Consider the following 23,777-nt stretch of genomic DNA (forward strand, 5'->3'; position numbering starts at 1 on the left):
TGGTTTGTGCGATCGCGTGTTGTGATCGTTGTTTTTGTTTGTTGTCCGCATTCGCGCCTCGGGCACTGTTTGGTGTGTGGGGTGTGTTTGTGGGTGTTGTTGTAAGTGTTTGAGGGCGTTCGGTGGATGCCTTGGTACCAGGAGCCGATGAAGGACGTGGTAGGCCGCGATAGTCCTCGGGGAGTTGTCAAACGAGCTGTGATCCGAGGGTGTCCGAATGGGGAAACCCAGCACCAGTGATGTGGTGTTACCCACTCGTGAATGTATAGCGGGTGTGGAGGGAACGTGGGGAAGTGAAACATCTCAGTACCCACAGGAAGAGAAAACAAGTGTGATTCCGTGAGTAGTGGCGAGCGAAAGCGGAGGAGGCTAAACCATGCGTATGTGATACTCGGCAGGGGTTGTGCGTGTGGGGTTGTGGGGTGATCGTTCATCGTGCTGCCGTGCGGTGGGTCAGTGATAAATCGACATGTTAGGTGAAGTGGCCTGGAATGGTCTGCCGTAGTGGGTGAGAGTCCCGTAGCTGAAAGCGTGTTGACTGGCTTCGATTGTTCCCAAGTAGCAGCGGGCTCGTGGAATCTGCTGTGAATCTGCCGGGACCACCCGGTAAGCCTAAATACTTTCTGGTGACCGATAGCGGACTAGTACCGTGAGGGAAAGGTGAAAAGTACCCCGGGAGGGGAGTGAAATAGTACCTGAAACCGGACGCTTACAATCCGTCAGAGCTTGCGCACCTTTGGGTGGTGGGTGATGGCGTGCCTTTTGAAGAATGAGCCTGCGAGTTAGTGCTCAGTGGCGAGGTTAACCCGTGTGGGGTAGCCGTAGCGAAAGCGAGTCTGAATAGGGCGTGTTGAGTCGCTGGGTCTAGACCCGAAGCGGAGTGATCTACCCATGGCCAGGGTGAAGCAGCTGTAAGAGGTTGTGGAGGCCCGAACCCACTTCAGTTGAAAATGGAGGGGATGAGTTGTGGGTAGGGGTGAAAGGCCAATCAAACTCCGTGATAGCTGGTTCTCCCCGAAATGCATTTAGGTGCAGCGTTGCGTGTTTCTTACTGGAGGTAGAGCTACTGGATGGCCGATGGGCCCTATCAGGTTACTGACGTCAGCCAAACTCCGAATGCCGGTAAGTGAGAGCGTGGCAGTGAGACTGCGGGGGATAAGCTTCGTAGTCGAGAGGGAAACAGCCCAGATCGCCGGCTAAGGCCCCTAAGCGTGTACTAAGTGGAAAAGGATGTGGGGTCGCTGAGACAACCAGGAGGTTGGCTTAGAAGCAGCCACCCTTGAAAGAGTGCGTAATAGCTCACTGGTCAAGTGATTCTGCGCCGACAATTTAGCGGGGCTCAAGTACACCGCCGAAGCCGCGGCACTCACACATTTCATCCATGCCTGCCTGCGGGTGGGTGTGTAGTGGTGTGGGTGGGTAGGGGAGCGTCCTGCATCCGTGGAAGCAGCGGAGTGATCCAGTTGTGGAGGGTGTGGGAGTGAGAATGCAGGCATGAGTAGCGAAAGACAAGTGAGAAACTTGTCCGCCGGATGACCAAGGGTTCCTGGGCCAGGTTAATCCGCCCAGGGTGAGTCGGGACCTAAGGCGAGGCCGACAGGCGTAGTCGATGGACAACGGGTTGATATTCCCGTACCCGTGTATCCGCGCCCAGTGATGAATCATCTGTACTAACCATCCAAAAGCTGTCGTTGATTTCTTCGGATTTCTCTGATGGTGGCTGCGTGGGACCTTGGGTGTAGTAGTCAAGCGATGGGGTGACGCAGGAAGGTAGCCGGGCCAACTGGTGGAATAGTTGGTGTAAGCCTGTAGGGTGAGACATAGGCAAATCCGTGTCTTTTTGAGCCTGAGAGGTGATGCGTAGCCGTTGTGGTGAATTCGGTGATCCTATGCTGTCGAGAAAAGCCTCTAGTGAGTTGGTACACGGCCCGTACCCCAAACCGACACAGGTGGTCAGGTAGAGAATACTAAGGCGATCGAGTGAACTGTGGTTAAGGAACTCGGCAAATTGCCCCCGTAACTTCGGGAGAAGGGGGACCACGACCGGTGATCACTTTTTCGGTGTGAGCTGGTGGTGGTCGCAGAGACCAGAGAGAAGCGACTGTTTACTAAAAACACAGGTCCGTGCGAAGTCGTAAGACGATGTATACGGACTGACGCCTGCCCGGTGCTGGAAGGTTAAGAGGACCGGTTAATCATCTTTCGGGGTGGTGAAGCTGAGAATTTAAGCCCCAGTAAACGGCGGTGGTAACTATAACCATCCTAAGGTAGCGAAATTCCTTGTCGGGTAAGTTCCGACCTGCACGAATGGCGTAACGACTTCTCTGCTGTCTCAACCACAGGCTCGGCGAAATTGCAGTACGAGTAAAGATGCTCGTTACGCGCGGCAGGACGAAAAGACCCCGGGACCTTCACTATAGCTTGGTATTGGTGTTCGGTGCGGTTTGTGTAGGATAGGTGGGAGACTGTGAAGCCGGCACGCTAGTGTGGGTGGAGTCGTTGTTGAAATACCACTCTGATCGTATTGGGCTTCTAACCTCGGACCCTGATCGGGTTCAGGGACAGTGCCTGGTGGGTAGTTTAACTGGGGCGGTTGCCTCCTAAAGTGTAACGGAGGCGCCCAAAGGTTCCCTCAGCCTGGATGGCAATCAGGTGTTGAGTGTAAGTGCACAAGGGAGCTTGACTGTGAGACGTACATGTCGAGCAGGGACGAAAGTCGGGACTAGTGATCCGGCACCGGCGTGTGGAAGCGGTGTCGCTCAACGGATAAAAGGTACCCCGGGGATAACAGGCTGATCTTCCCCAAGAGTCCATATCGACGGGATGGTTTGGCACCTCGATGTCGGCTCGTCGCATCCTGGGGCTGGAGTAGGTCCCAAGGGTTGGGCTGTTCGCCCATTAAAGCGGCACGCGAGCTGGGTTTAGAACGTCGTGAGACAGTTCGGTCTCTATCCGCCGCGCGCGTGTAGAAACTTGAGGAAACCTGTCCCTAGTACGAGAGGACCGGGACGGACGAACCTCTGGTGTGCCAGTTGTTCCGCCAGGAGCACTGCTGGTTAGCTACGTTCGGAAGGGATAACCGCTGAAAGCATCTAAGCGGGAAGCCTGTTCCAAGATGAGGTTTCTCACCCACCTTCGGGTGGGGTAAGGCCCCCTACAGATGATGGGGTTGATAGGCCGGAACTGTACGCACAGTAATGTGTTCAGGTGACCGGTACTAATCGGCCGAGGACTTACCAACAACACTCACCAACAATTCTTTTTTCGGATTCAACGAATCACGAGGTTGTGTGAGTCGGTTTCGGTGATTGTTACACGCACACAGAATGTTTGCTCGTTCATCCACTATGTACTTCTGAAACAACACACAAACCACAACTCTGGTGAGGGGTTGTGGTGTGGATGGTTTCATATTGTTACGGCGGCTATAGCGGTGGGGAAACGCCCGGTCCCATTCCGAACCCGGAAGCTAAGCCCACCTGCGCCGATGGTACTGCACTGTAATGGGTGTGGGAGAGTAGGACACCGCCGAACACAACTTGTTGAGCCCCGATCAGACACCGTCTGATCGGGGCTCAACCCATTTCCCGGGACGTGACCCCCGGCCGGCGGGTGGTGTCTGGGGTATGGCGCGCCTGACGGACCGCGAACGCGCACTCTTCAGACTGGCTTCAGGCTGGTTGAGCGAGCGAAGCGAGTCGAAACCACCACACGAGGGGTGCAGGCTGGTCTCGATACGGCGTGCTCGCTACGCTCACCCGCCCACTCGACAAACCTCGAGGGAGCCGGAGATTCCACGCCGGTCGAGCGAGCACCCCCTTCAGGCTTGTTGAGCGAGCGAAGCGAGTCGAAACCACCACACGACGGGCAGAGTGGTCTCGATACGGCGTGCTCGCTGCGCTCACCCGCCTACTCGACAAACCTCGAGGGAGTCGGAGAGCGGTTCCCGTAGGCTGGTTGAGCGCGCACCCCTCTTAGGCTGGTTGAGCGAGCGAAGCGAGTCGAAACCACCACACGACGGGTGCACAGTGGTCTCGATACGCCGTGCTCGCTACGCTCACCCGCCTACTCGACAAACCGCGGGGGGTCGGAGAGCGGTTCCGGCAGGCTGGTTGAGCGCGCACCCTCTTAGGCTGGTTGAGGGAGCGGAGCGAGTCGAAACCACCACACGACGGCAGAGCGGTCTCGATACGGCGTGCTCGCTACGCTCACACGCCTACTCGACGAGCCTCGGGGCGACGGCTGGTTGAGCGAGCGGAGCGAGTCGAAACCACCACACGCGGGAGCAGGCTGGTCTCGATACGCCGTGCTCGCTACGCTCGCTCGCCTACTCGACGATCCTCGGGGGGGGGGACGGCGATCGCTTCCCGCAGGTGTGGACTGTGTTGATACGGCGGGGTTCGTGTGAGGGGGCCGCGGCGCGGTCTGGGCTACGAGGTTGCGGGCAGCAGCTCGCGGCCGAGGCGGTCTCGTTCGGGGTCGGGGGCGGGGACCGCGTGCACCAGAGTGCGGGTGTAGTCGGTGGCGGGCTGAACGAAGATCCTTGTCGCACTGCCGGACTCGACCACGCGACCGGACTTGAGGACGGTCACGCGGTCGGACACCTGGCGGACGACGGCGAGGTCGTGGCTGATGAACAGTGCCGCGAAGCCGATGTCGGCCTGCAACTGTGCGAACAGCTCCAATACGCGGGCCTGGACGGAGACGTCCAGCGCGCTCGTCGGCTCGTCGGCGATGAGGAGTTTGGGGTCCGTCGAGAGCGCACGGGCGAGGGCGACGCGCTGACGCTGACCACCCGACAACTCGTGTGGCAGGCGAGAGGCGAACGAGGTCGGCAATTGCACGGCCGACAGCAGTTCGGCGACCCGAGCCGCGCGTGAGCGGCGGTCCCCGATCCTTTGGATCTCCAGCGGCTCACGGATGGACTCGGCGACGGTGAAGCGCGGGTCGAGAGAGGCGGTCGGGTCTTGCGGAACGAAGGCGATGCGGCGCCGCGCTGCTCGGAGGTCCTTGCCGGAGAGTTCGGCGAGATCGTCGCCATCCAGCAGGATACGACCGCCGGCCAGGGGCAGCAGGCCGCCGATGGCTCGCCCGAGGGTCGTCTTTCCGGAGCCGGACTCGCCGACCACCCCGACCACCTCACCGGACTCGACCACCAGCGACACGTCCGACAGCGCTACGTGCGGGTTCGACCCGAACGATCCCGGATGCTCGACGGTCACGCCGTCGACCACGACGACCGGCGTCGGTCCGTGCGCGGCGTGGCGTCTGCTGTCCCGCGACGCGGTGTCCAAGCGCGGAACGGCGGCCAGCAACTGGCGTGTGTAGGGTGCGGAGGGCTCGGCGAAGATCCGTCCCACGTCGCCGGTCTCCACCGTCTCCCCGAGTTGCACCACCACTACGCGGTCAGCGATCTCGGCGACGACACCGAGGTTGTGCGTGATGAGCAGAATGCCTGCGCCCGTGCGCTCGCGGAGACGGACGAGGAGTTCGAGGATCTCTCGCTGCACCGAGACGTCGAGGGCTGTGGTCGGCTCGTCGGCGAGCAGCAGGGCCGGGTCGCCGGCGAGCGCGAGTGCGATGACCACACGCTGTTTCTGGCCGCCGGATAGCTGGTGCGGATAATAGCCGACACGGACCTCCGGTTCAGGGAGGTCGACGAGTCGGAGCAGTTCCACGGCCCTGGCGCGCACCGCCGCCCGGGACAGACCGCTGTGCCGGGTGAGCGCCTGGCGAAGCTGCCAGCCGATGGTCTGGACCGGGTTCAGCGCGGTCTGCGGTTCCTGGAAGACCATGGCCACGCGGTCGCCCCGAAGGCGAGCGAGGTCCTTCTCCGGAAGACCGAGAATCTCGCGTCCGTCGACCCGAACCGAACCGGTGGCCGTCGCACCGTCGGGCAGGAGACCGATCGCGGCCCGTGCGGTCATGGTCTTGCCCGATCCGGATTCTCCTACGAGAGCGACGATTTCGCCGCGATCGACGCGGAGGCTGATTCCGGAGACCGCCGGACGCGGATAGGCGAACCGCACGTGCAGGTCGGTCACTTCCAGGGCCGGAGGAACGGACGGTACGGGTACGGCGGGGGAGGACGCGGCGGTCATCGGAGGTTCCTTCTGTCGTTCGAGATCGACTGGGCGATCAGGTAGAGCCCGAGTACGAGAGCGGAGATGACGAACAGTGGTCCGAGCGAGAACCACGGATTGGTCTCCAGGTAGTTGTTTCCGGCGGCGATGAGGCCGCCGAGCGACGGAGTCGGTGGGACGACGCCGATCCCCAGATAGCCCAGCGCACCTTCGATGAAGACCCCGAGCGACAGCGACAGCGCGAACTGCACGCCGAGCGCCTCCACCGAGTTCGGCAGCACATGCCGCAGCAGGATCCGTCCGGTCCCGGCGCCGCTGACCCGCGCTGCTTCGACATACGGCTGCTCGCGTACTCGCAGTACCGAGGTCCGCACCAGTCGGCCGAAGACGGGGATCTCGGCGACCGCGATGACGATGCCGACCGTGAGCGCGCCGGGACCCAGGATCGCGGCCAGCGCGATGCCGAGGATCAGCGCCGGGAAAGCGAGGATCACGTCGAAGACGCGCTGCGCGACGCTGTCGGCGAGCGGCACGGTGACCGACACAAGCCCGACGAGCGTGCCGAGGGCGGCACCGATGGGGACGGCGATGAGAATGATGAGCAGGTCCACGCGGATGCCGACGAGCGTGCGTGCGAGGACGTCGCGGTTCACGTCGTCGGTGCCGAACCAGTGATCGGCGCTGGGCGCAAGCAGATACGCACCCTCGATCTGCTGGTCGGCGCCGTGCGAGAGGAAAAGGGGACCGAATACCCCGGCGGCGACGACAGCGAGGACGAGAACGGTCCCGACGAGGCCGGAGCCGCGTAGGAGGCTCCGGTAGAGCGGCAGCCGCGCGCGTGTCTCGTCACGGTCTGCGGGTGCCTCCGGCAGCAGTCCCGGACCGACGGGCAGGGCTTCGCCGGACGAACTGGATGGTGGCTGCGGTATCAGCACCCCGGGCCTGGGGTCGGATGGTCGGGCGTCGGAAGAACGAGTCACTGTGCACCTGCCAGTCGGATTCGAGGGTCGAGCCAGGCGTGTACGACGTCGGCGGCGAGCTGAATCAGCACGAACGCGGTGACCGACAGGAGCACGAGCACCTGGACGAGGGGGTAGTCGCGGGCGGAGATGCCCTCTTCGGTGAGCAACCCGAGCCCCGGCCAACCGAAGATCGATTCGACGAGCACCGCCCCGCCGAGCAATGCGCCGACGATCAGACCGAAAGCGGTGACGGTGGACGGCAGCGCGTTGCGCAGAGCGTGCTTGAGGACGACATCACGACGGGTCGCGCCGGTGGCGATCGCAGTGGTGGCGTACGGCTGTGCGAGTTCGGTCCGCAGGGCTTCGGTGAGGAACCGCGCCAGCATCGCCCCGGCGGGAAGCCCGAGGGTGAGGGCGGGCAACAGCAGATACTGCGCGGTGATCCCGAGGTCGTCGGTGAGTCCGTTGGGCGGGGTGCCGCCTGCGGGCAGTACTCGCCAGCGGATGCCGAAGAGGGCGATCAGGACAGTGCCGACCACGAAGGTGGGCAACGCTATCGCGACCGCGTTGATCCCGGTGAGGACCGCGTTGAGTACCCGTCCTCGCCAGATCACGGCGCTCAGCGACAACGCCAGCCCGAGGCTCACCGCCACCGCGGTCGCAGCCGCGGTCAGCACGAGGGTGTTGGTGAGGCCGAAGGAGATCAGATCGCCGATGTCGCCGCCCACCTGGTAGCTGGTTCCGAAGTCGAGGGTGACCAGGGCGCTGATCCATGCCCAGTACTGACTGAAGAAACCACGGTCGAGTCCGAGGTCATGACGGATGGCGGCGAGTTGCTCCGGCCCGGCGTCGGGACCCGCCAGAGCCGATTCCGGACCTCCGGGGATGAGCCGGAGCACGGCGAACACGAGCAGAGAGGCGGCCAGCAGAACGACGACGGCCGTCGGAATCCGGCGAATGAGATATCTGGTCATGGTCAGGACCTCCGATCAGAGGTGGCGAGGCTGGTGTGATCGAAATGGAGCTGGTCGCGGCGGTCCCAGTCGACGCCGTGGACCGTCGGCGCCGCGGTCACGCTCGAGATGACGACACCGATCTCGATCAGGAAGAGGTCGTCGAGCCAGACACGGTCGAGTCGGCGGTAGGCGTCCAGAGCCTGCGGAGACGCCGGATCGGCGATCTTCCAGGCGGCGTCGGCCGCCGACGAGTACTCGGCGCTCGAGTAGTTCGAGGAGTTCTTGGCTGCGTTGAACGGATACGCCGAGACCGCCAGCGTCGACGGTGTGAACTGTGCGAAGGCATGCTGCAGTATCCACAGCCCGGAGAACTGACCGCCGATCAGTTTGGTGGCCTGCACGGTCCGGTCATTGGGAACGAGATTCGCGGTGATCCCGACCTCGCGCAGGTTCGACTGGATGATCTCCGCAACGATCCGGTCCGAGCCGCCGGTGGTGTAGTCGAGGTCGATCGGCGGGACCGGCCCGGCCTCACGCAGGAGGTCGCGGGCCCGCTGGAGATCCCGGCGATAGGTACGGTTGCCCGACTCGTCGTAGGCGGGCGAGGTCCGGGGCCACGGCAGATTCACCGGATATCCGGAGCCGCGATAGACGTCCTTGATGATCCGATCCCTGTCGACCGCGTAGGCGATGGCGCGACGCACCCGGGGGTCGCCGAGCGCTGGGTTGGCCACATTGACGCCCACATACACCTGGGACTCGCCGCCGGTGAGCTGAATGTCGCTGAAGCCGTAACGGCGCGTGGCGATCTGGTGGTCGCTGTCGGTCAGTCCGCTGGCCACGTCGAGCTGTCCGGTGCGCAGCCGGGTGTAGAGCGACTTGGGATCGCGGGCTTCGACGAAGGTGACGGCGTCGAGCGGCGCCGCCCCGCCCCAGTACCCGGTGTTGCGGACCAGACGCACCGAGGAGTTCGGCGTCCACGAGTCGAACCGGAACGGGCCGGTGCCGTTGAACGACTTGCCGGCCTTGAGCTCATCGATCTTGGATCCGTCGAGGACGGGCGCGGAGTCGAGCAGGTCGAAGACGTTGCCCGTGGGGTGCGCGAACGTCAGCACGATGCGGTGGGGATCGCTGACGTCGTACGAGGTGATGGCGGCCGCGGTGCGCTTGAACTGCGGTGTCCACGGACCGCCCAGGTACGCCTGGAGCGACGCGCGAACGTCTGTCGAGGTGAACGGGCGCCCGTCGTGGAAGCGGACGTGCTCGCGCAGATTCAGCGTCAGTGTCTTGCCGTCCGGTGCCGTGCTCCACGGGGTCGCCAGTGAGGGCCGCGGCGTGAGGGTGGCGTGGTCGTAGGTGATCAGAGTGTCGTACACGTTCGCGAGAACGTGGCCGTTGACGCTGCCGGTACCGATCTGCAGGAAGGTCTTGGGCGAGAGGTCGCCGAGTACTCCCACGCGCAGATCACCGCCGGCCGCGACGGGGCCGGACGTCGCGGTGGTCTGCTGCGCCTCGACCGCGCTGCGGCAACCACCGAGGCCGAGCACGACGACGACGGTCAGGGCGAGCACCCACGGTTTTCGCGAGCGCGGAATCGGGAACATGCGAAGGTCTGCTTTCTCGAAGAGGACGGTGATCGCGGAAATGCGCGACTTCGAGGAATCATTCGCGGGTGGCGGCCGAATGTAATCGGTTGCGTTCAGCCCGAATCTAAACTTTGACCACAGATCGGAGAGTGAGGCATCTTCGCGCAAGCGCCGAAACGCTGATTCGGCGAATAACACGAACAGGAAGCAGGCAGATGTCCGGCAACGACGGCAATTCAATTCCCGCTCATGCGCGAGGTTACGAGGATTTCGGCGGCGCAGTCGGCCGCACCACCTCGGTGTCGACGCCGTGGTGGCCGCCCGAGCCCGAACCGCCGGCCGGCGCGCCGAACATCGTCGTGGTCTTGGTCGACGATCTCGGATACTCCGATGTCGGTCCCTTCGGCGCCGAGATCCCGACGCCGAACATCGACCGGCTCGCGCGGAGCGGGTTCCGGCTGAGCAACTACCACACCACACCGGTGTGCTCACCGGCGCGTGCGGCGCTGCTGACCGGCGTCAATCCGCACCGTGCGGGCTACGGCAGCGTCGCCAACTCCGACCCCGGCTTCCCCGGGCTGCGCCTGGAACTGGCCGACGACGTGCTCACGCTGCCGGAGATACTGCGGGAGTCCGGGTACGCCACCTTCGCTGTCGGCAAGTGGCATCTGGTGCGGGACGCCGACATGAGCCCGGGGCGATCGCGGAAGTCGTGGCCCCTGCAGCGCGGCTTCGACAGCTACTACGGTTCGCTGGAGGGCTTGAACTCGTTCTTCAACCCGAATCAGCTGATCGCCGACAACTCGGTGGTCGACGTCGACGAGTATCCCGACGGGTACTACGTCACCGACGATCTCACGGACCGGGCGATCGACCAGATCACAGCGTTGCGCGCACACGACTCGGACAAGCCCTTCTTCCTGTACTTCGCGCACATCGCGATGCATGGACCGCACCAGGCGAAAGCCGACGACCTGGCTCGTCACCGCGGCAGGTACGCCGAAGGCTGGGACGAGGTGCGCCGCAAACGCTTCGCGCGACAGATCGCCGACGGTCTGTTCGACCCCGGCACGCCGATCGCCGAGCGCAACACCGAACCCGGCTACGACGCGCCGTGCTGGGACGACTTGAACGACGACGAGAAGCGCCGCTACCAGCGTTACCAGGAGGTGTACGCGGCGCTCGTCGACAGCGTCGACCAGAGCGTCGGGCGGCTCATCGGCCTACTCGAGGATCTCGGTGAGCTCGAGGACACGATCATCGTGTTCACCTCCGACAACGGTGGCACCGCAGAGGGCGGGGCCACCGGAACACGGTCGTACTTCAGCCAGTTCGTGCACGGTCCGGTGCCCGATGACTGGGAGCGCGACGTGCCGCACGACGAGGAGCTGATCGGCTCGGCCGACCTCGGCGTTCATTATCCGCGCGGCTGGGGCCAGGCGTCCAACACCCCCTTCCGCTTCTACAAGGGGCAGACCTTCGCAGGCGGCGTGCGGGTGCCGTTCGTGATGTCGTGGCCGAGCGGGCTGCCGCGGACCGAGGGAGACAACGGCGTCCGGCGGCAGTTCTCGTACGTCACCGACCTCGCGCCGACTCTGCTGGAGCTGGCCGGCGTGCCGACTCCCGCGACACGTCAGGGCGTGCCCGCGGTGGAACGGGACGGCGTCAGCATCGCCGAGGTGCTCCGCGACCCGGCGGCGTCCTCGCCGCACATCGAGCAGTACGCGGAGTTCGGGGGCCATCGCGGTTTCTATCGTGACGGCTGGAAGCTGTTGTCGCTGCACGACCACCGCCCTGACCACGTCGACGCACCCCGCTGGCAGCTGTACGACGTGCGCACCGACCCCGCGGAGACGAACGACGTGGCCGCGGAACATCCCGACCTCGTGGCGGAACTGGCGCGAGCATGGGACGCCGCGGCCTGGCACAACACGGTGTTCCCGCTCTTCGACACCGCGGACGCACCGCAGCGGCGACGCCCGGCCGAGGACCGCCGGTACGCATCGCCGGTCCGGATCCTGGCCGGGACGCCGACGCTCGAACGGTACCGGTCGAGTCGGCTCATCGCCTACCGAGACTTCGACGTGATCGTCGAACTGCGGGGCTGGTCGGCCGAGGACGAAGGGGTGCTGGTCGCGCACGGCGACCAGCAGGGCGGCTACCTGCTGGCGGTGGAGGACGGGCGGCTGACGTTCACCTTCAATTCCTACGGCCGGATCCAGCGGGTCACCGGTGCTCTGCCGCCCGGAACGGACACCGTCACCCTCCGGGCGGCCGCGACACCGCGGGTGAGGTGGGACTTCACCGTGCTCGCCTCGGCCTCAGGCGATGAGACGGTGGTCGCGTCCCTGCCCGATGCGGTGCAACTGGTCGGAATGGCGCCGTGGACCGGGATCTCGGTGGGTCGCGACGCACGCGGCGCCGTCGACCCGCAGCTGCGCCGCCGTCGCGGCGTCTTCCGTGCCGGTCCCGCCCTGGTGGCCGTCACCTACCGGCCGGGCCCGGTGCGGGTCCCCGAAGACGTGCGGCGAGAGATCGACGATCACGCCGCCGACCACGCGGATTGAGGCTCTGCGTCCTTTCGATCAGGGTGAGTGAATATCTCGCGGCAGGTCGAGCCGACTGATTTCATTGAATTACCGAATCGGTATCTCATCAATCAGTTCCTCACTCACAGGCGAAGCATCGGCATTCGCCGATTCAGTGATGAATTCACACCATTCCAACCACATTCTTCGAGAGGGATCTCGCTATGACCGTCACGTCCATCTCCAATCGCGCCGACCGCGAAGAGGCCGCGCGAAAGATCTATTCCGAAGCAGGCATCACCGTCGACCGACTCGGCGAGAACATCGGCGCCAGAATCGGCGGAGTGCGCCTGGGCGGGGAGTTGCCCGCCGAACAGGTCGAGGCGATCCGCCTCGCCCTCGCCGCGAACAAGGTGGTCGTCTTCACCGACCAGCATCATCTCGACGACGACGGTCAGTACGCGTTCGCCGAACTGCTCGGCGATCCGACTCTTCCGCACCCCACGGTCACCTCCCGCGGTTCGCAGCTGTTGACGATCGAAGGCGCCGCCAACAGCTGGCATACGGACGTCTCCTTCGTCGACCGCGTCCCGAAGGCGTCCATCCTGCGTGCGGTGACGCTGCCGGCGTGGGGCGGAGCCACCACCTGGGCCTCGACCGTGGCGGCCTACGAGCAACTGCCCGCGCCGCTGCGGGCGCTGGTCGACGGGCTGTGGGCCAAGCACACCAACTTCTACGACTACGTGACCGCCGAACACGACGGCGGTGACGAGGAGACGCGCCGTCGCGCCGACCACTACCGCGAGTTCACGAGCGCCGCGTACGAGACGCTCCATCCGGTGGTGCGGGTGCATCCGGAGACCGGGGAGCGGAGTCTGCTGCTCGGACATTTCGTCAAGGAGTTCCCGGCGCTAAAGCCCGCCGAGTTCGGTCCGCTGTACCAGCTGCTGCAGAACCGAATCACCCGGCTCGAGAACACCTTCCGGTGGAATTGGAGTCTCGGCGATGTGGCGATCTGGGACAACCGTGCCACGCAGCACTACGGCATCGCCGACTTCGGCGGGCAGAAGCGGGAACTGCACCGGATCACGCTCGCCGGCGACGTCCCGGTGAGCATCGACGGCGAGAGCAGCCGGATCATCGCCGGCGACGCATCGCACTACTCGGTGGTGGAGGAGCCGCGCCGGTTGGGCGTATACGCGGCGTGACCTACGCTGCGTGACCTACGCGGCGGCGGCCCGGCACTGCGGTGTCGGGCCGCCTCGGGCTCACCGCGGCCGGGGTCCGACCGCCGTCTCACTACTCTCCCGCGCAAAAGAACGCCCACATCACGCCGAATCGGTCGAACACCTGGCCGTACCATCCGCCCCAGGGCGCGCGGGCGAAGGGCATGGCCTCGCGGCCGCCGCCCTCGACCAACCGCTGGAGGTAGGTGCGCGCCTGGTCCGGAGTGTCCGTCGTGTAGAGCAGCGAGTAGGCCGTTCCCTGCACGGCGTAGTCGTGACCGTCCGGCATCGCGTCGGCGCCGGCGATGATGCCTGCGTCCGTCACCAGAGTCGCGTGCGCTACCGCCTGCGGGTCGGGGTCGAAGGGCATTCCGGGCATCGGGTTGTCTCCGTAGCGGAGGATCTGGAGCTCCCCTCCGAAGACGTCGTGCCAGTGCTGCATTGCCTCGGCTGTGGTGCCGGGCAATGCGATGTACGTTGCGATCGACTCTGCCATGTCTCGCTCCTTCGGGGCCGGTGGTCTCTGTAGTATGCGCGCACCTCGAGGGCGCGGGGGAGGTGTCCGGCCGACCTGGCTCATACCGCGGCCCGTGAGTGAAACCGGACTCTTTCCGCGCCGGAGGCTAACGCGTGGTGCGTCGTCGACGACACTCTGGATAGGGAGTGAGCCTACTGCGGGCTCGGAGTGGAAAGGACAGACATGCCGACGAGTCGCCAACGACGCAAGACCCCGCGAACGATGCTCGCGCGTGTCGTCGGCAACTGGCGCCGTGTTCCCCGGGAGCTGTCTGAGCAGCGAGAACGTCTCGTCACTCAGCAGGAGCTCACGGAGTTGAAACTCGCACGCTGATTCCGCCCAGCTCGACCACGTCGCCGTCGCGCAGCTGACGGCCGCGGCGGATCTCCGGCCGGCCGTTGACCGTGACCAGCCCGTCGGCGATCACCGCCTTGGCGTCGGCCCCGGACTCGATCAGGTTCGCAAGCTTCAGGAACTGCCCGAGTCGGATGTTGTCATCCCGGATTTCGATCTGATCCACTCCTGCATTGTGCCGCGCGTCCTTCTCCGTCGGCCGGGCGCCCGGATAATTTGAAGGCATGCCAGAACTGGAGAACGGATCCCGTGACGCGATGCCGAGTGCGGCGACGCGGGAGGCGAGTCGACACGCGACCGCCAATCGTCGATCGTCCGCGATCGTCCGGCGCATCTCCAATCCCAGCGGCTTCGGCCGGCGGATACCGCGGATCGCGGGGACCGTCGTGGGGTTGCTCGCGACCGTCTCACTGCTGTCGACGCTGATCCCGCCGTTCCGGCATCTGATCCGCATTCCGCGGATGTTCGTCGACGACTACCTGTTCCCCATGCCCAGCACCAGCCTCGCGTGGACGGTGGTTCTGGGGCTGCTCGCGGTGTCGCTGTCGCTGCGCAAACGTGTGGCGTGGTGGATCACGGTCGCCTACTTATCGCTCTACACCGTGCTGAACCTGCTGGTGGTCCTGGTCGCCGCGTCGGACCCGGGCTGGGCGGACGAGTGGCGGCAGTCGGTGAGCGGTCTGATCGTCAACATCGCGCTGATGGTCGTGCTGATCGCGGGCTACCGGCAGTTCAACACCCGTGTCCGGCGCGGCGCCCTCCGGTGGGCGGCGGTGGTGCTGGTCGGCGGACTGGCCGCCGGAACCCTCGCCGGCTGGGCGCTGCTCAGCGTCGCACCCGGTACCGTGGCACCGAACGAACGGCTGCCGTACGCCTTCAACCACGTGGTCGCCTTCGCGACCATCGATGTGAAACCCTTCGCGAATCATCACGCGCCCTGGATGGTGAACTGGCTGCTCGGTCTGTTCGGGGCGCTCGCGCTGATCTGTGCGGCCGTCGTGCTGTTCCGGTCGCAGCGGCTCAGCTCGCTCATGACCGCTGAGGACGAACGCTTGGTGCGTGCGCTTGTGGACGCCTACGGCGACGAGGACTCGCTCGGCTACTTCTCGACGCGGCGCGACAAGGCGGTCGTCTTCTCCCCCGACGGACGTGCGGCGATCACCTATCGAGTGGAGATGTCGACAGCGCTCGCCGGCGGCGATCCCGTGGGCGATCCGGACTCCTGGACCGAGGCCATCGCCGAGTTCTTCGCGCTCTGCGAGACCTATGGGTGGCATCCGGCAGTGCTCGGCGCCAGCACCAGGGGAGCCGAAGTCCTGCACGCTGCCGGCCTCGACGCAATCAACCTCGGCGACGAGGCGATCCTGAACGCGGCCGACTTCAGCCTGTCCGGGCCCACCATGAAGGGTGTGCGGGGGTCGGTGTCGCGGGTCAGACGGCTCGGTGTGACCGTCCGGATGCGGCGCATGAGCGAACTGCCGTGGGCCGAGGTGGAAGGAGTGGTCCGGCGCGCCGACGAATGGCGCGACACCGAGCAGGAGCGCGGCTTCGCGATGGCGCTGGGCCGGGTGGGTGACCCGGCGGACGGCGATGCACTGCTCGTCGAGGCGGTGGAGGCCGAGGGCACCGCCGACGAGAAGGTCATCGGCATGCTGTCGTTCGTTCCCTGGGGCCGCAGCGGTGTCTCGCTGGACCTGATGCGGCGCGACCGCAACGGCCCGAACGGCGTGGTGGAGACCATGGTGTCCGAGCTGGCGCAGAACGCCGAGTCGGTCGGCGTCACGAAGATCTCCCTCAACTTCGCCACTTTCCGAGACGTCTTCGAGCACGGGCCGCAGGTGGGGGCCCGACCGGTGCTGCGGCTGGTGTACGCGGTGCTGAAGTTCTTCTCGAAGTTCTTCCAGATGGAGTCGCTGTACAAGTCGAATGCGAAGTATCAGCCCCGGTGGAAGCCGCGCTACATCTGCTACGAAGACGCCAAGGTGATTCCACGCGTCGCTCTGGCCGCGATGGTCGCCGAGGGATTCGTCCAGCTTCCCGGCAAGCACTGGCGGGCCAGGCACTATCGGAGCGGTGCGTCGTCGGTCCCGGACGGCATCGACGTCGACGAACTGGTCGCCGAACTCGAATCGGAGTCGCGGACCCGAGGGATCGCCGAGGTGCGTCGGCCCGAACAGGTGCGCGTGCGGCTGGACAAGCTGGAGCGGCTGATCGACGACGGAGTGGACCCGTACCCGGTGGCGCAACCGCCCACGCACACCGTGGCCCAGGCCGCGGCCGCGTCGCTCGGGACCGTGGTGCGCATCGCCGGAAGGCTCACGCGCAAACGCGACTTCGGTCGAGTCACGTTTGCCGACGTGCACGACCAGAGCGGCGAGATCCAGATCCTCGTGGAACCCGCGGCGATGGGGGAGCACTCGCTCGACTTCGCGTCCACCGTGGATCTGGGAGACCTCGTCGATATCACCGGAACCATCGGGACCAGCCGATCGGGCGAGCTGTCGGTGCTCGCGACGCAGTGGCGTCTGAACGGCAAGTGTCTGCACCCGCTTCCGGACAAATGGAGCGGTCTCACCGATCCGGAGGCCCGGGTGCGGCAGCGCTACCTCGACCTGGCGGTCAACGCTCGCAGCCGCGAACTGCTGGCGACCCGCAGCGCCGTGGTCCGCGCCCTCCGCGATCATCTCGCCTTGGAGGGATTCCTGGAGGTGGAGACGCCGATCCTGCAGCAGGTGCACGGAGGGGCGAACGCGACCCCGTTCCGTACGCACATCAACGCCTACGACATGGACCTGTACCTGCGCATCGCCCCCGAACTGTTCCTGAAACGACTGTGCGTGGGAGGCATCGAGAAGGTCTTCGAGATCGGCCGGAACTTCCGCAACGAAGGCGTCGATTTCTCGCACAACCCGGAGTTCACCAGTCTGGAAGCCTATGCGGCACACCATGATTACGAGTCGATGATGACGCTTGCGCGGGAGCTGATCGTCGCAGCGGCCACCGCCGCCAACGGGCGGGCGGTGATCGAGCGCACCGGGGACGGCGGCGTGGAGACGGTCGACATCTCCGGACAGTGGCCGGTGAAGTCCGTTCACGCCGCGGTGTCGGAGGCTGCGGGAGTGCAGATCACTCCGGAGACGGGGGTGGATGAGTTGCGGCACGTGTGCCGCGGGCTCGACATCGCGTTCCGCCCCGATTGGGACGCCGGGCATCTGGTCCTGGAACTGTACGAACACCTGGTGGAGGCACGGACCACGTTCCCGACGTTCTACAAGGACTTCCCGACCTCGACGTCGCCGCTCACCCGCGCACACCGCCTCGTCGACGGCCTCGCGGAGCGCTGGGATCTGGTGGCCTGGGGTGTGGAACTCGGCACCGCCTACACCGAACTGACGGACCCGGTGGAACAGCGCACGAGGCTCACCGAGCAGTCGATCCTGGCGGCGGGCGGTGACTCGGAGGCGATGGAGCTCGACGAGGACTTCCTCACCGCGCTCGAGTACGCGATGCCTCCGACCGGCGGCCTCGGCCTCGGCGTGGACCGCATCGTCATGTTGATCACCGGTCAGTCAATCCGCGAGTCGCTTGCGTTCCCGCTGGCCAAGCCGCACCAATAGACCCCGAAAACTTTGGCTCCCGGAACGGGCTGTGAGACCGGTCCGGGAGCCAAAGTTTTCGAGCGCGTGCGGTCAGACCGCGGCGAGCGACAGCGTGCTGTCTGCCGCGGCCATCACCTCGGGGTCGTGGGTCGCGATGACCGTGATGCAGCCGGACTCGGCGGTCACCTGCTTGATCAGGGCGGTGATGCGGCCGGCCTGGCTGCGGTCCACCGCAGCCGTCGGCTCGTCGATCAGCAGCAGTCGTGGCTCGTGGACCAGGGCGCGTGCGATCGCGACTCGCTGACGCTGGCCGCCGGAGAGTTCATCGGGCCGCTGCTTCTCGTGTCCGGCCAGCCCCACTTCATCGAGCAGGTGCAGGGCGCGGTCGCGGGCCTGCGACGGTCGGCGTCCGGAGATGACGGCCTGGGCCAGCACCTGGTCGAGAACGGTGAGTCCGGGAAACAGGTTGCCGGACTGGAACACGTATCCCACCCGGGTGCGCCGCATCCGGTCGCGGGCGCGGACCGACAGGCCCGTGACCTCGGTGTCGTCGAGGGTGACGCTCCCGCTGTCGGGCTGTCGCAGGATGCCGCACACACCGAGAAGGGTGGACTTGCCCGAGCCCGACGGGCCGACGATGGCCGTGGCCTCACCGGCTCGGAAGGTCGCGTCGAATCCGTCGAGGACGGTGAGACGCTCCTCACCCGAGTGGTATTCGACGCGGACGTCGCGGAGGTCGAGGCTCATCGGGATGCTCCCAGCATGGTCAGGGGATCGGCAGAGACCACCCAGCGGAGGGTGACGGCGGAGCCGACGAGCGATGCCGCGATCACCGCCAGCGTGGTCGTCGCCAGGGACGAGAACGAGAGGTCGAAGGGAACGGCGTCGCCGAGCAACAGGCCGAGCAGATACGCGACCGCCGAGCCGATGATGGTGGAGAGCGCGACGACCACCGCGGCCTGGGCGAGTGCGGAACCGATCAGCGACCAGCGAGACACGCCGAGCGCCCGCTGCAACGCGTACACGCCCTGACGCTGCAGCACCCAGACGGCGAAGAACGCGGCGACGATCAGCGGAGCGATCACGTAGAGGAAGGCGAGGATCGAGTTCATGGTGAGCCGCTCGCCGGAGTAGCCGGGAGCCGCGGCTAGCAGGACGTCCTCGCTCTGCGTGGTGGTGCCGCCGAGCGTATCGGGCGGTGTCCCGCCGACGATGACCACGGCGGCGGCGGTTCCCTGCTGGCGCGGGCCCAGATCGGTGGTGCCGTACCGGATGGTCCGCCAGGTGTCGAGCGAGGTGTACGCGGCGGGGACGTGTCCGTACGAGCGGGCCTCGGAGATACCGACCACCCGCAGTCGGACGTCGCTGTTGTCGATCGCGAGCACGTCGCCGATGCCGACGCCGTCGTCGTGCAGCTTGTCGGAGACGACCACTTCGCCGGGTGCCGGCGTCAGTCGATCACCGCTCTCGGTGTCCGGAGCCAGCGGACCGTCCGGATCGACGCCGAAGACCGCGAGGTCGACCATCGTGCCCTTCTCCGTCTCGCCGTGCGACATGGTGACGCCCATCGGCGCCGCCTCGACGCCGGACTGGAATCGCCAGGCGTCCACGTCTTTCGCCGAGATCACGCTCCGGTTGAAGTCGGAGGTTCCGTCGGCGAAGGCCACGGACTGGGCGTTGAGCGCACGCAGCGCCGACACCGTGTCGTTGCCCAGGCCGATCGTGAAGCCCGACACCATTCCGACCAGGGCCGCGACCAGCGCGACCACCAGGCCGATCATCGCGAAGCGGCCCCAGGCCGCTCGCAGTTCACGCAATGCGATGAACACCATCGCTCCCATCTTAGAGACACTATGTCGCGAAGGACGGTACATGATCGCGACAGGGTGTCCCTAACTGGGCTCAGTCGGAGTCGACGATCGCCTCCGCGGCGCCGCACATGAAGTCGATGACCGACTCCGAGTCCTGTTCCGGACCGACCAGGGCGAGTGAGGAGTCCACGAGCGCCCCGACCGCGGCGATGACCAGGTCGGGGTGCGCGGCGCCGGAACGCGCGACCGCCTCGTGCAGCACGGCTGCGATCTGTCCGTGCAGGTCGGAGATCCGCTCACGGGCCGACTCCGACAGGCCGGCGTGGGCGAGTGACCGCTGCAGAGCGTGCTCGCCGCCGGCCGCGAGTGTGAGGTTGCTGCGCACGTAGGCGACCACGGCGGCGCGCGGGTCGGCAGCGGCGGCGACGTCCGCGCGGACCTGCGACGCCCACTCCTCGAAGCCTCGCGCGACCACCATGTCCACCAGATCGTCGATCGAGGAGACGTAGCGGTAGATGCTGTTCCGGGCGATGCCCGCCTCGGCGGCGACCGAGGCCGCGGTGAGCCGTTCCCGGCTCAGCAGAATCCGCTCGGTTCCGTCGATCAACGCCGACAGCACTGCCTCGCGGTGCTCGGCGAGCGAGTCGGCACTGATCTTCGGCACGTCGGTCGGCCGCCTTTCCGGAAGTGGAGACTCGGGTCGTACGGATAGAACACGCTACCGCCGCCGCGCGGGCCGCCGAAGCCGGTGCCCGAAGCCGGTGCTCACCGGCTGCGGCAGCTGTGACGTAACCGGGCGTTACAGATAAGAGTCCGCCCGCCTAGAATCGATGGCCATGAGCACGTTGAACTTCACCCCGACCGCCGACCTCGTCGACGAGATCGGCGCCGATGTCCGGAGCTGCGACACCCAGTTCACCCAGTACGGCGGGAACCGTGAGTTCGTCGGTACCGTGACCACGGTCCGGTGCTTCCAGGACAACGCGCTGCTCAAGTCGATCCTGTCGGAGCCCAACCCGGGCGGCGTGCTCGTGATCGACGGCGACGCGTCGGTGCACACCGCGCTCGTCGGCGACATCATCGCCGAACTCGGTCGGTCCAACGGCTGGGTGGGAATCATCGCCAACGGCGCTATCCGCGACGCGAAGACCATTGGCGGCATGGCCATCGGCGTCAAGGCGCTCGGGACCAACCCGCGCAAGTCGACGAAGACCGGTGCGGGCGAACGGGACGTGCCGGTGGAGCTCGGCGGCGTCACCTTCAATCCGGGCGACATCGTCTACTCCGACGACGACGGCATCGTCCTCGTCGCGCCCCAAGCCTGACCGCAGGCCACAGAACTCTAGGAGCACATCATGCCGAAGCCCGCACCCGCATACTTCCAGCGTCTGGCCGCGCTGGCCGCGATCGACAACCCGGCCGACCGCCCGACCCGGCCGGTGCTCGAGGCCTACAGCGGCGTCGAGATGGCGACCGTGCCAGTGGGCACCGCCGAGGATCTCGAGTTGGCCGTGGCCCGCGCCCGCGCAGCTCAGAGCGCATGGGGCGATCGTTCGGCCGCCGACCGGGCCAAGGTGATCAACCGCTTCTCCGAGCTGGTCAACGACCACGCCGAGGAGCTCATGGACATCGCGCAGGCCGAGACCGGCAAGGCGCGGATCTATGCGCAGGAAGAGGTCATCGACGTCGCGCTGACCGCCCGCTTCTACGCGCAGCACGGTCCGAAGATGCTTGCCGATCGCAAGGTGCAGGGCATGCTTCCGGGCGCGACCGACACTCGGGTCCGCTACCAGCCCAAGGGCGTCGTCGGCGTCATCAGCCCGTGGAACTACCCGCTGACGCTGGCGGTCTCCGACGCGGTGGCCGCGCTCATCGCGGGCAACGCCGTCGTCATCAAGCCCGACAGCAACACCCCGTACTGCTGCCTCGCGCTGGCTGAACTCCTGTACCAGGCGGGACTCCCGCGCGAGCTGTACGCGGTGGTGCCCGGTCCGGGCTCGGTGGTCGGGCAGGCGATCGTCGCGCAGACCGACTACGTCATGTTCACCGGATCATCGGCCACCGGGTCGACTCTCGCGGCTCAGGCGGGCAAGCGGCTGATCGGTTTCTCGGCCGAGCTCGGTGGAAAGAATCCGCTGATCATCACCCGCAACGCCGATGTCGACCGGGCCGTCGCCGGTGCCGCCCGCGCGTGCTACTCGAACTCCGGGCAGCTGTGCATCTCGATCGAGCGGATCTACGTCGATCGGGCCATCGCCGACGAGTTCTCGGAGAAGTTCGCCGAGCACGTCAAGGGCATGAACCTGGCGGGCACCTATGACTTCAGCGCCGACATGGGCTCGCTCGCCTCGGCACAGCAGGTCGACACCGTCGACGCGCACGTCACCGACGCCGTCGCCAAGGGCGCCAAGGTGCTCGCCGGCGGATGCAAGCGCGCCGACCTGGGCCCGTTCTTCTACGAGCCGACCGTGCTCGCCGGCGTCACCGAACAGATGACCTGCTACGCGGACGAGACCTTCGGCCCGCTGGTGTCGATCTACCCGGTCGACTCCACCGACGAGGCGATCAAGCGCGCCAACGACACCGAGTACGGTCTCAACGCCAGCGTCTTCGCGGGCAGCAACGACGAAGCGCAGAAGATCGCCGAGCAGATCCACGCGGGCACGGTCAACATCAACGAGGGCTACGCCGCCGCATGGGGTTCCACGGCAGCTCCGATGGGCGGCATGGGCATCTCGGGCATGGGACGCCGACACGGTGAGGAGGGGCTGCTCAAGTACACCGAGCCGCAGACCATCGCCACCCAGCGGTTCATCGGTCTCGACGGCATCCGCGGGATCCCGCAGAGCCTGTACTTGAAGCTGACCCCGCAGATCATCAAGTCGCTCAAGTACCTGCCCGGCCGGTAAGCGAGGGTTCGAGGCCCGGTCGCCTGACCCTCAGGCGGCCAGGGCCGATCGGCCGGGGGCCAGGGACGCCGCCGTGATGCCGAAGTCGGCGAGGTCGGCGGGCAGATCGCCGGTGAGTGCCAGCGACGCTCCGGCGCGCGCGAGCGCCGGAGCCATCTGGATTCCGTAGCCGCCCTGGCCTGCGAACCAGAAGAGGCCGTCGACCGCGGGATCGGGTCCGACCACCGGCGTGCGGTCGGCGGTGAAGCTGCGGAGGCCGGCCCACGACGTCGAGACGCTGCGCACGGCCAGCAGCGTCGCCTCGTTGAGCCGTTCGATCGCGCGGGCGATCTCCAGATCGTCCGGTTTGGCGTCCGAGGGCGGCTGCGGTGTCTCCTCCGCGGGGGAACACAAGAAGCCTGCGCCGTCGGGTTTGAAGTAGAAGTCCTCGTTCGCCGACATCGTCATGGTGCGGCGCGCCGCGATGGAGCGGGCAGGGGTCTCCCGCGGGTCGGGAACCATGAACGCGGTCCGGCGGAGCGGAGCGATGCCGATCGGGGCGGCGCCGAACATGCCCGCGACTTCGTCGCACCACGCCCCCGCCGCGTTGACCACGGTGCGGGCGCGCAGTTCGTCGCCGGCCGCATCGCGCAGCACCCAGGACGACCGCTCGCGGCGGGCTTCGACGATGCCCGCCGACTTGAGCACGGTGCCGCCCCGGCGCCGGAGCCCGCGCAGAAAGCCCTGGTGCAGGCCGTGAACGTCGAGTTCCAGCGAACCGTAGTCGACCATCGCGAGGTCGGTGTAACCCGACCGGAGCATCGGATTCAGCTGTTCCGCCGCGTTCCCGTCGACCAGCTCGATGGTCTGGCTGCGTGGACTCACCGTCTCGTACAGGGCGCGAAGTCCGTCGACCTCGGTCTCCTCGGCGACGATCAGCAACGGCAGTTCGGCCACCAGCGGGCCGTCGACGATGTCGGGCGGCGCGACGAAGAAGTCGCGGCTGGCCCGGGTTAGCGCACGCACGGTGGCGTTGCCGTAGCTCTCCAGGAAGGTCGCGGCCGAACGGCCGGTGGTGTGGTAGGCCAGCGTCGATTCACGTTCGACGAGGGCGACCGATCGGTGGGCGGCCAGTTCGTACGCGATCGAGACGCCGGCGATTCCGCCGCCGACGACGATTGTGTCGAAGTCGGCGGCGGTGATCGAAGCGGTGTTGTCCATGGGGCTTCCCCTCGGCAGGTCGAAGAGGCGAGATGTGTCCTCCCCT

Annotated in this window: 15 protein-coding genes and 2 rRNA genes; 7 read left to right on the forward strand and 10 right to left on the reverse strand. The window is 66.2% G+C overall.

Going from position 1 to position 23,777, the window contains the following annotated elements; genetic code table 11:
- Positions 1–99: 99 nt before the first annotated feature.
- Positions 100–3,241 (forward strand): 23S ribosomal RNA (locus ACK8HH_RS00825).
- A 176-nt stretch (positions 3,242–3,417) separates the two neighbouring features.
- Positions 3,418–3,534 (forward strand): 5S ribosomal RNA (rrf, locus tag ACK8HH_RS00830).
- Between the two features lie 896 nt (positions 3,535–4,430).
- On the opposite strand, the gene ACK8HH_RS00835 is transcribed toward rrf, so the two are convergent.
- The 4 genes from ACK8HH_RS00835 to ACK8HH_RS00850 are packed head-to-tail and all read right to left on the reverse strand — an operon-like array spanning position 4,431 to position 9,605.
- Positions 4,431–6,101, reverse strand: a complete 1,671-nt coding sequence (locus ACK8HH_RS00835) for a dipeptide ABC transporter ATP-binding protein (RefSeq protein ID WP_006898117.1) — start codon at positions 6,099–6,101, stop codon at positions 4,431–4,433.
- Positions 6,098–7,018, reverse strand: coding sequence for an ABC transporter permease (locus ACK8HH_RS00840; RefSeq protein WP_006898116.1), 921 nt, complete (start codon positions 7,016–7,018; stop codon positions 6,098–6,100). Before ACK8HH_RS00840 ends, ACK8HH_RS00835 begins: the two co-directional genes overlap by 4 nt.
- A 41-nt stretch (positions 7,019–7,059) precedes the next feature.
- On the reverse strand, positions 7,060–8,019 hold the full coding sequence (locus ACK8HH_RS00845; RefSeq protein ID WP_006898115.1) for an ABC transporter permease: 960 nt from the start codon (positions 8,017–8,019) through the stop codon (positions 7,060–7,062).
- Positions 8,020–8,021: 2 nt separating this feature from the next.
- Entirely contained in the window at positions 8,022–9,605 is a 1,584-nt protein-coding gene (locus ACK8HH_RS00850; protein WP_346077552.1) for an ABC transporter substrate-binding protein, read from the reverse strand.
- A 197-nt stretch (positions 9,606–9,802) separates the two neighbouring features.
- Between ACK8HH_RS00850 and ACK8HH_RS00855 the strand changes: the two genes are divergently transcribed.
- Both ACK8HH_RS00855 and ACK8HH_RS00860 read left to right on the forward strand, forming a co-directional pair.
- Positions 9,803–12,154 (forward strand): arylsulfatase, encoded by a 2,352-nt coding sequence (locus tag ACK8HH_RS00855; protein ID WP_278125698.1) that lies wholly within the window; start codon positions 9,803–9,805, stop codon positions 12,152–12,154.
- A gap of 185 nt (positions 12,155–12,339) precedes the next feature.
- The gene (locus tag ACK8HH_RS00860) at positions 12,340–13,323 is read left to right on the forward strand and encodes a TauD/TfdA dioxygenase family protein (RefSeq protein ID WP_006898112.1); all 984 of its coding nucleotides are present in this window, start codon (positions 12,340–12,342) and stop codon (positions 13,321–13,323) included.
- A gap of 91 nt (positions 13,324–13,414) precedes the next feature.
- Here the strand turns inward: ACK8HH_RS00860 and ACK8HH_RS00865 are convergent, their stop codons facing one another.
- Both ACK8HH_RS00865 and ACK8HH_RS00870 read right to left on the reverse strand, forming a co-directional pair.
- Positions 13,415–13,837: a VOC family protein gene (locus ACK8HH_RS00865; protein WP_045538342.1), complete on the reverse strand. Its 423-nt coding sequence runs from the start codon at positions 13,835–13,837 to the stop codon at positions 13,415–13,417.
- Between the two features lie 328 nt (positions 13,838–14,165).
- Entirely contained in the window at positions 14,166–14,438 is a 273-nt protein-coding gene (locus ACK8HH_RS00870) for an RNA-binding S4 domain-containing protein (protein ID WP_006898109.1), read from the reverse strand.
- Between ACK8HH_RS00870 and lysX the strand changes: the two genes are divergently transcribed.
- On the forward strand, positions 14,437–17,829 hold the full coding sequence (lysX, locus tag ACK8HH_RS00875) for a bifunctional lysylphosphatidylglycerol synthetase/lysine--tRNA ligase LysX (RefSeq protein ID WP_346077550.1): 3,393 nt from the start codon (positions 14,437–14,439) through the stop codon (positions 17,827–17,829). The genes ACK8HH_RS00870 and lysX overlap by 2 nt on opposite strands.
- Positions 17,830–17,901: 72 nt before the next feature.
- Here the strand turns inward: lysX and ACK8HH_RS00880 are convergent, their stop codons facing one another.
- The 3 genes from ACK8HH_RS00880 to ACK8HH_RS00890 form a co-directional block, all read right to left on the reverse strand.
- Positions 17,902–18,558, reverse strand: coding sequence for an ABC transporter ATP-binding protein (locus ACK8HH_RS00880; RefSeq protein WP_006898107.1), 657 nt, complete (start codon positions 18,556–18,558; stop codon positions 17,902–17,904).
- Positions 18,555–19,643, reverse strand: coding sequence for an ABC transporter permease (locus tag ACK8HH_RS00885; protein ID WP_346077555.1), 1,089 nt, complete (start codon positions 19,641–19,643; stop codon positions 18,555–18,557). Before ACK8HH_RS00885 ends, ACK8HH_RS00880 begins: the two co-directional genes overlap by 4 nt.
- 70 nt (positions 19,644–19,713) lie before the next feature.
- On the reverse strand, positions 19,714–20,286 hold the full coding sequence (locus ACK8HH_RS00890) for a TetR/AcrR family transcriptional regulator (RefSeq protein WP_006898105.1): 573 nt from the start codon (positions 20,284–20,286) through the stop codon (positions 19,714–19,716).
- 172 nt (positions 20,287–20,458) lie between these two features.
- Between ACK8HH_RS00890 and rraA the strand changes: the two genes are divergently transcribed.
- On the forward strand, positions 20,459–20,947 hold the full coding sequence (rraA, locus tag ACK8HH_RS00895; protein WP_039868113.1) for a ribonuclease E activity regulator RraA: 489 nt from the start codon (positions 20,459–20,461) through the stop codon (positions 20,945–20,947).
- Positions 20,948–20,977: 30 nt separating this feature from the next.
- Positions 20,978–22,531 (forward strand): succinic semialdehyde dehydrogenase, encoded by a 1,554-nt coding sequence (locus tag ACK8HH_RS00900; RefSeq protein WP_412475468.1) that lies wholly within the window; start codon positions 20,978–20,980, stop codon positions 22,529–22,531.
- 30 nt (positions 22,532–22,561) lie between these two features.
- Here ACK8HH_RS00900 and ACK8HH_RS00905 read toward each other — a convergent pair whose 3' ends face one another.
- Positions 22,562–23,731, reverse strand: coding sequence for an FAD-dependent oxidoreductase (locus ACK8HH_RS00905; RefSeq protein WP_346077546.1), 1,170 nt, complete (start codon positions 23,729–23,731; stop codon positions 22,562–22,564).
- Positions 23,732–23,777 lie beyond the last annotated feature (46 nt).

It is taken from the genome of Gordonia sp. LUNF6 (assembly GCF_047041125.1).
GTDB classification, from domain to species: domain Bacteria; phylum Actinomycetota; class Actinomycetes; order Mycobacteriales; family Mycobacteriaceae; genus Gordonia; species Gordonia sihwensis.

What these genes read in the sequence shown, in the direction of transcription:
- rraA (WP_039868113.1), top strand. Translation starts at nt 20,459, where the DNA reads ATGAGCACGTTGAACTTCACCCCGACCGCCGACCTCGTCGACGAGATC.
- ACK8HH_RS00835 (WP_006898117.1), bottom strand. Translation starts at nt 6,101, where the DNA reads ATGACCGCCGCGTCCTCCCCCGCCGTACCCGTACCGTCCGTTCCTCCG.
- ACK8HH_RS00855 (WP_278125698.1), top strand. Translation starts at nt 9,803, where the DNA reads ATGTCCGGCAACGACGGCAATTCAATTCCCGCTCATGCGCGAGGTTAC.
- ACK8HH_RS00900 (WP_412475468.1), top strand. Translation starts at nt 20,978, where the DNA reads ATGCCGAAGCCCGCACCCGCATACTTCCAGCGTCTGGCCGCGCTGGCC.
- ACK8HH_RS00870 (WP_006898109.1), bottom strand. Translation starts at nt 14,438, where the DNA reads ATGCCTTCAAATTATCCGGGCGCCCGGCCGACGGAGAAGGACGCGCGG.
- ACK8HH_RS00850 (WP_346077552.1), bottom strand. Translation starts at nt 9,605, where the DNA reads ATGTTCCCGATTCCGCGCTCGCGAAAACCGTGGGTGCTCGCCCTGACC.
- ACK8HH_RS00905 (WP_346077546.1), bottom strand. Translation starts at nt 23,731, where the DNA reads ATGGACAACACCGCTTCGATCACCGCCGCCGACTTCGACACAATCGTC.
- lysX (WP_346077550.1), top strand. Translation starts at nt 14,437, where the DNA reads ATGCCAGAACTGGAGAACGGATCCCGTGACGCGATGCCGAGTGCGGCG.
- ACK8HH_RS00865 (WP_045538342.1), bottom strand. Translation starts at nt 13,837, where the DNA reads ATGGCAGAGTCGATCGCAACGTACATCGCATTGCCCGGCACCACAGCC.
- ACK8HH_RS00880 (WP_006898107.1), bottom strand. Translation starts at nt 18,558, where the DNA reads ATGAGCCTCGACCTCCGCGACGTCCGCGTCGAATACCACTCGGGTGAG.
- ACK8HH_RS00845 (WP_006898115.1), bottom strand. Translation starts at nt 8,019, where the DNA reads ATGACCAGATATCTCATTCGCCGGATTCCGACGGCCGTCGTCGTTCTG.
- ACK8HH_RS00885 (WP_346077555.1), bottom strand. Translation starts at nt 19,643, where the DNA reads ATGGTGTTCATCGCATTGCGTGAACTGCGAGCGGCCTGGGGCCGCTTC.
- ACK8HH_RS00860 (WP_006898112.1), top strand. Translation starts at nt 12,340, where the DNA reads ATGACCGTCACGTCCATCTCCAATCGCGCCGACCGCGAAGAGGCCGCG.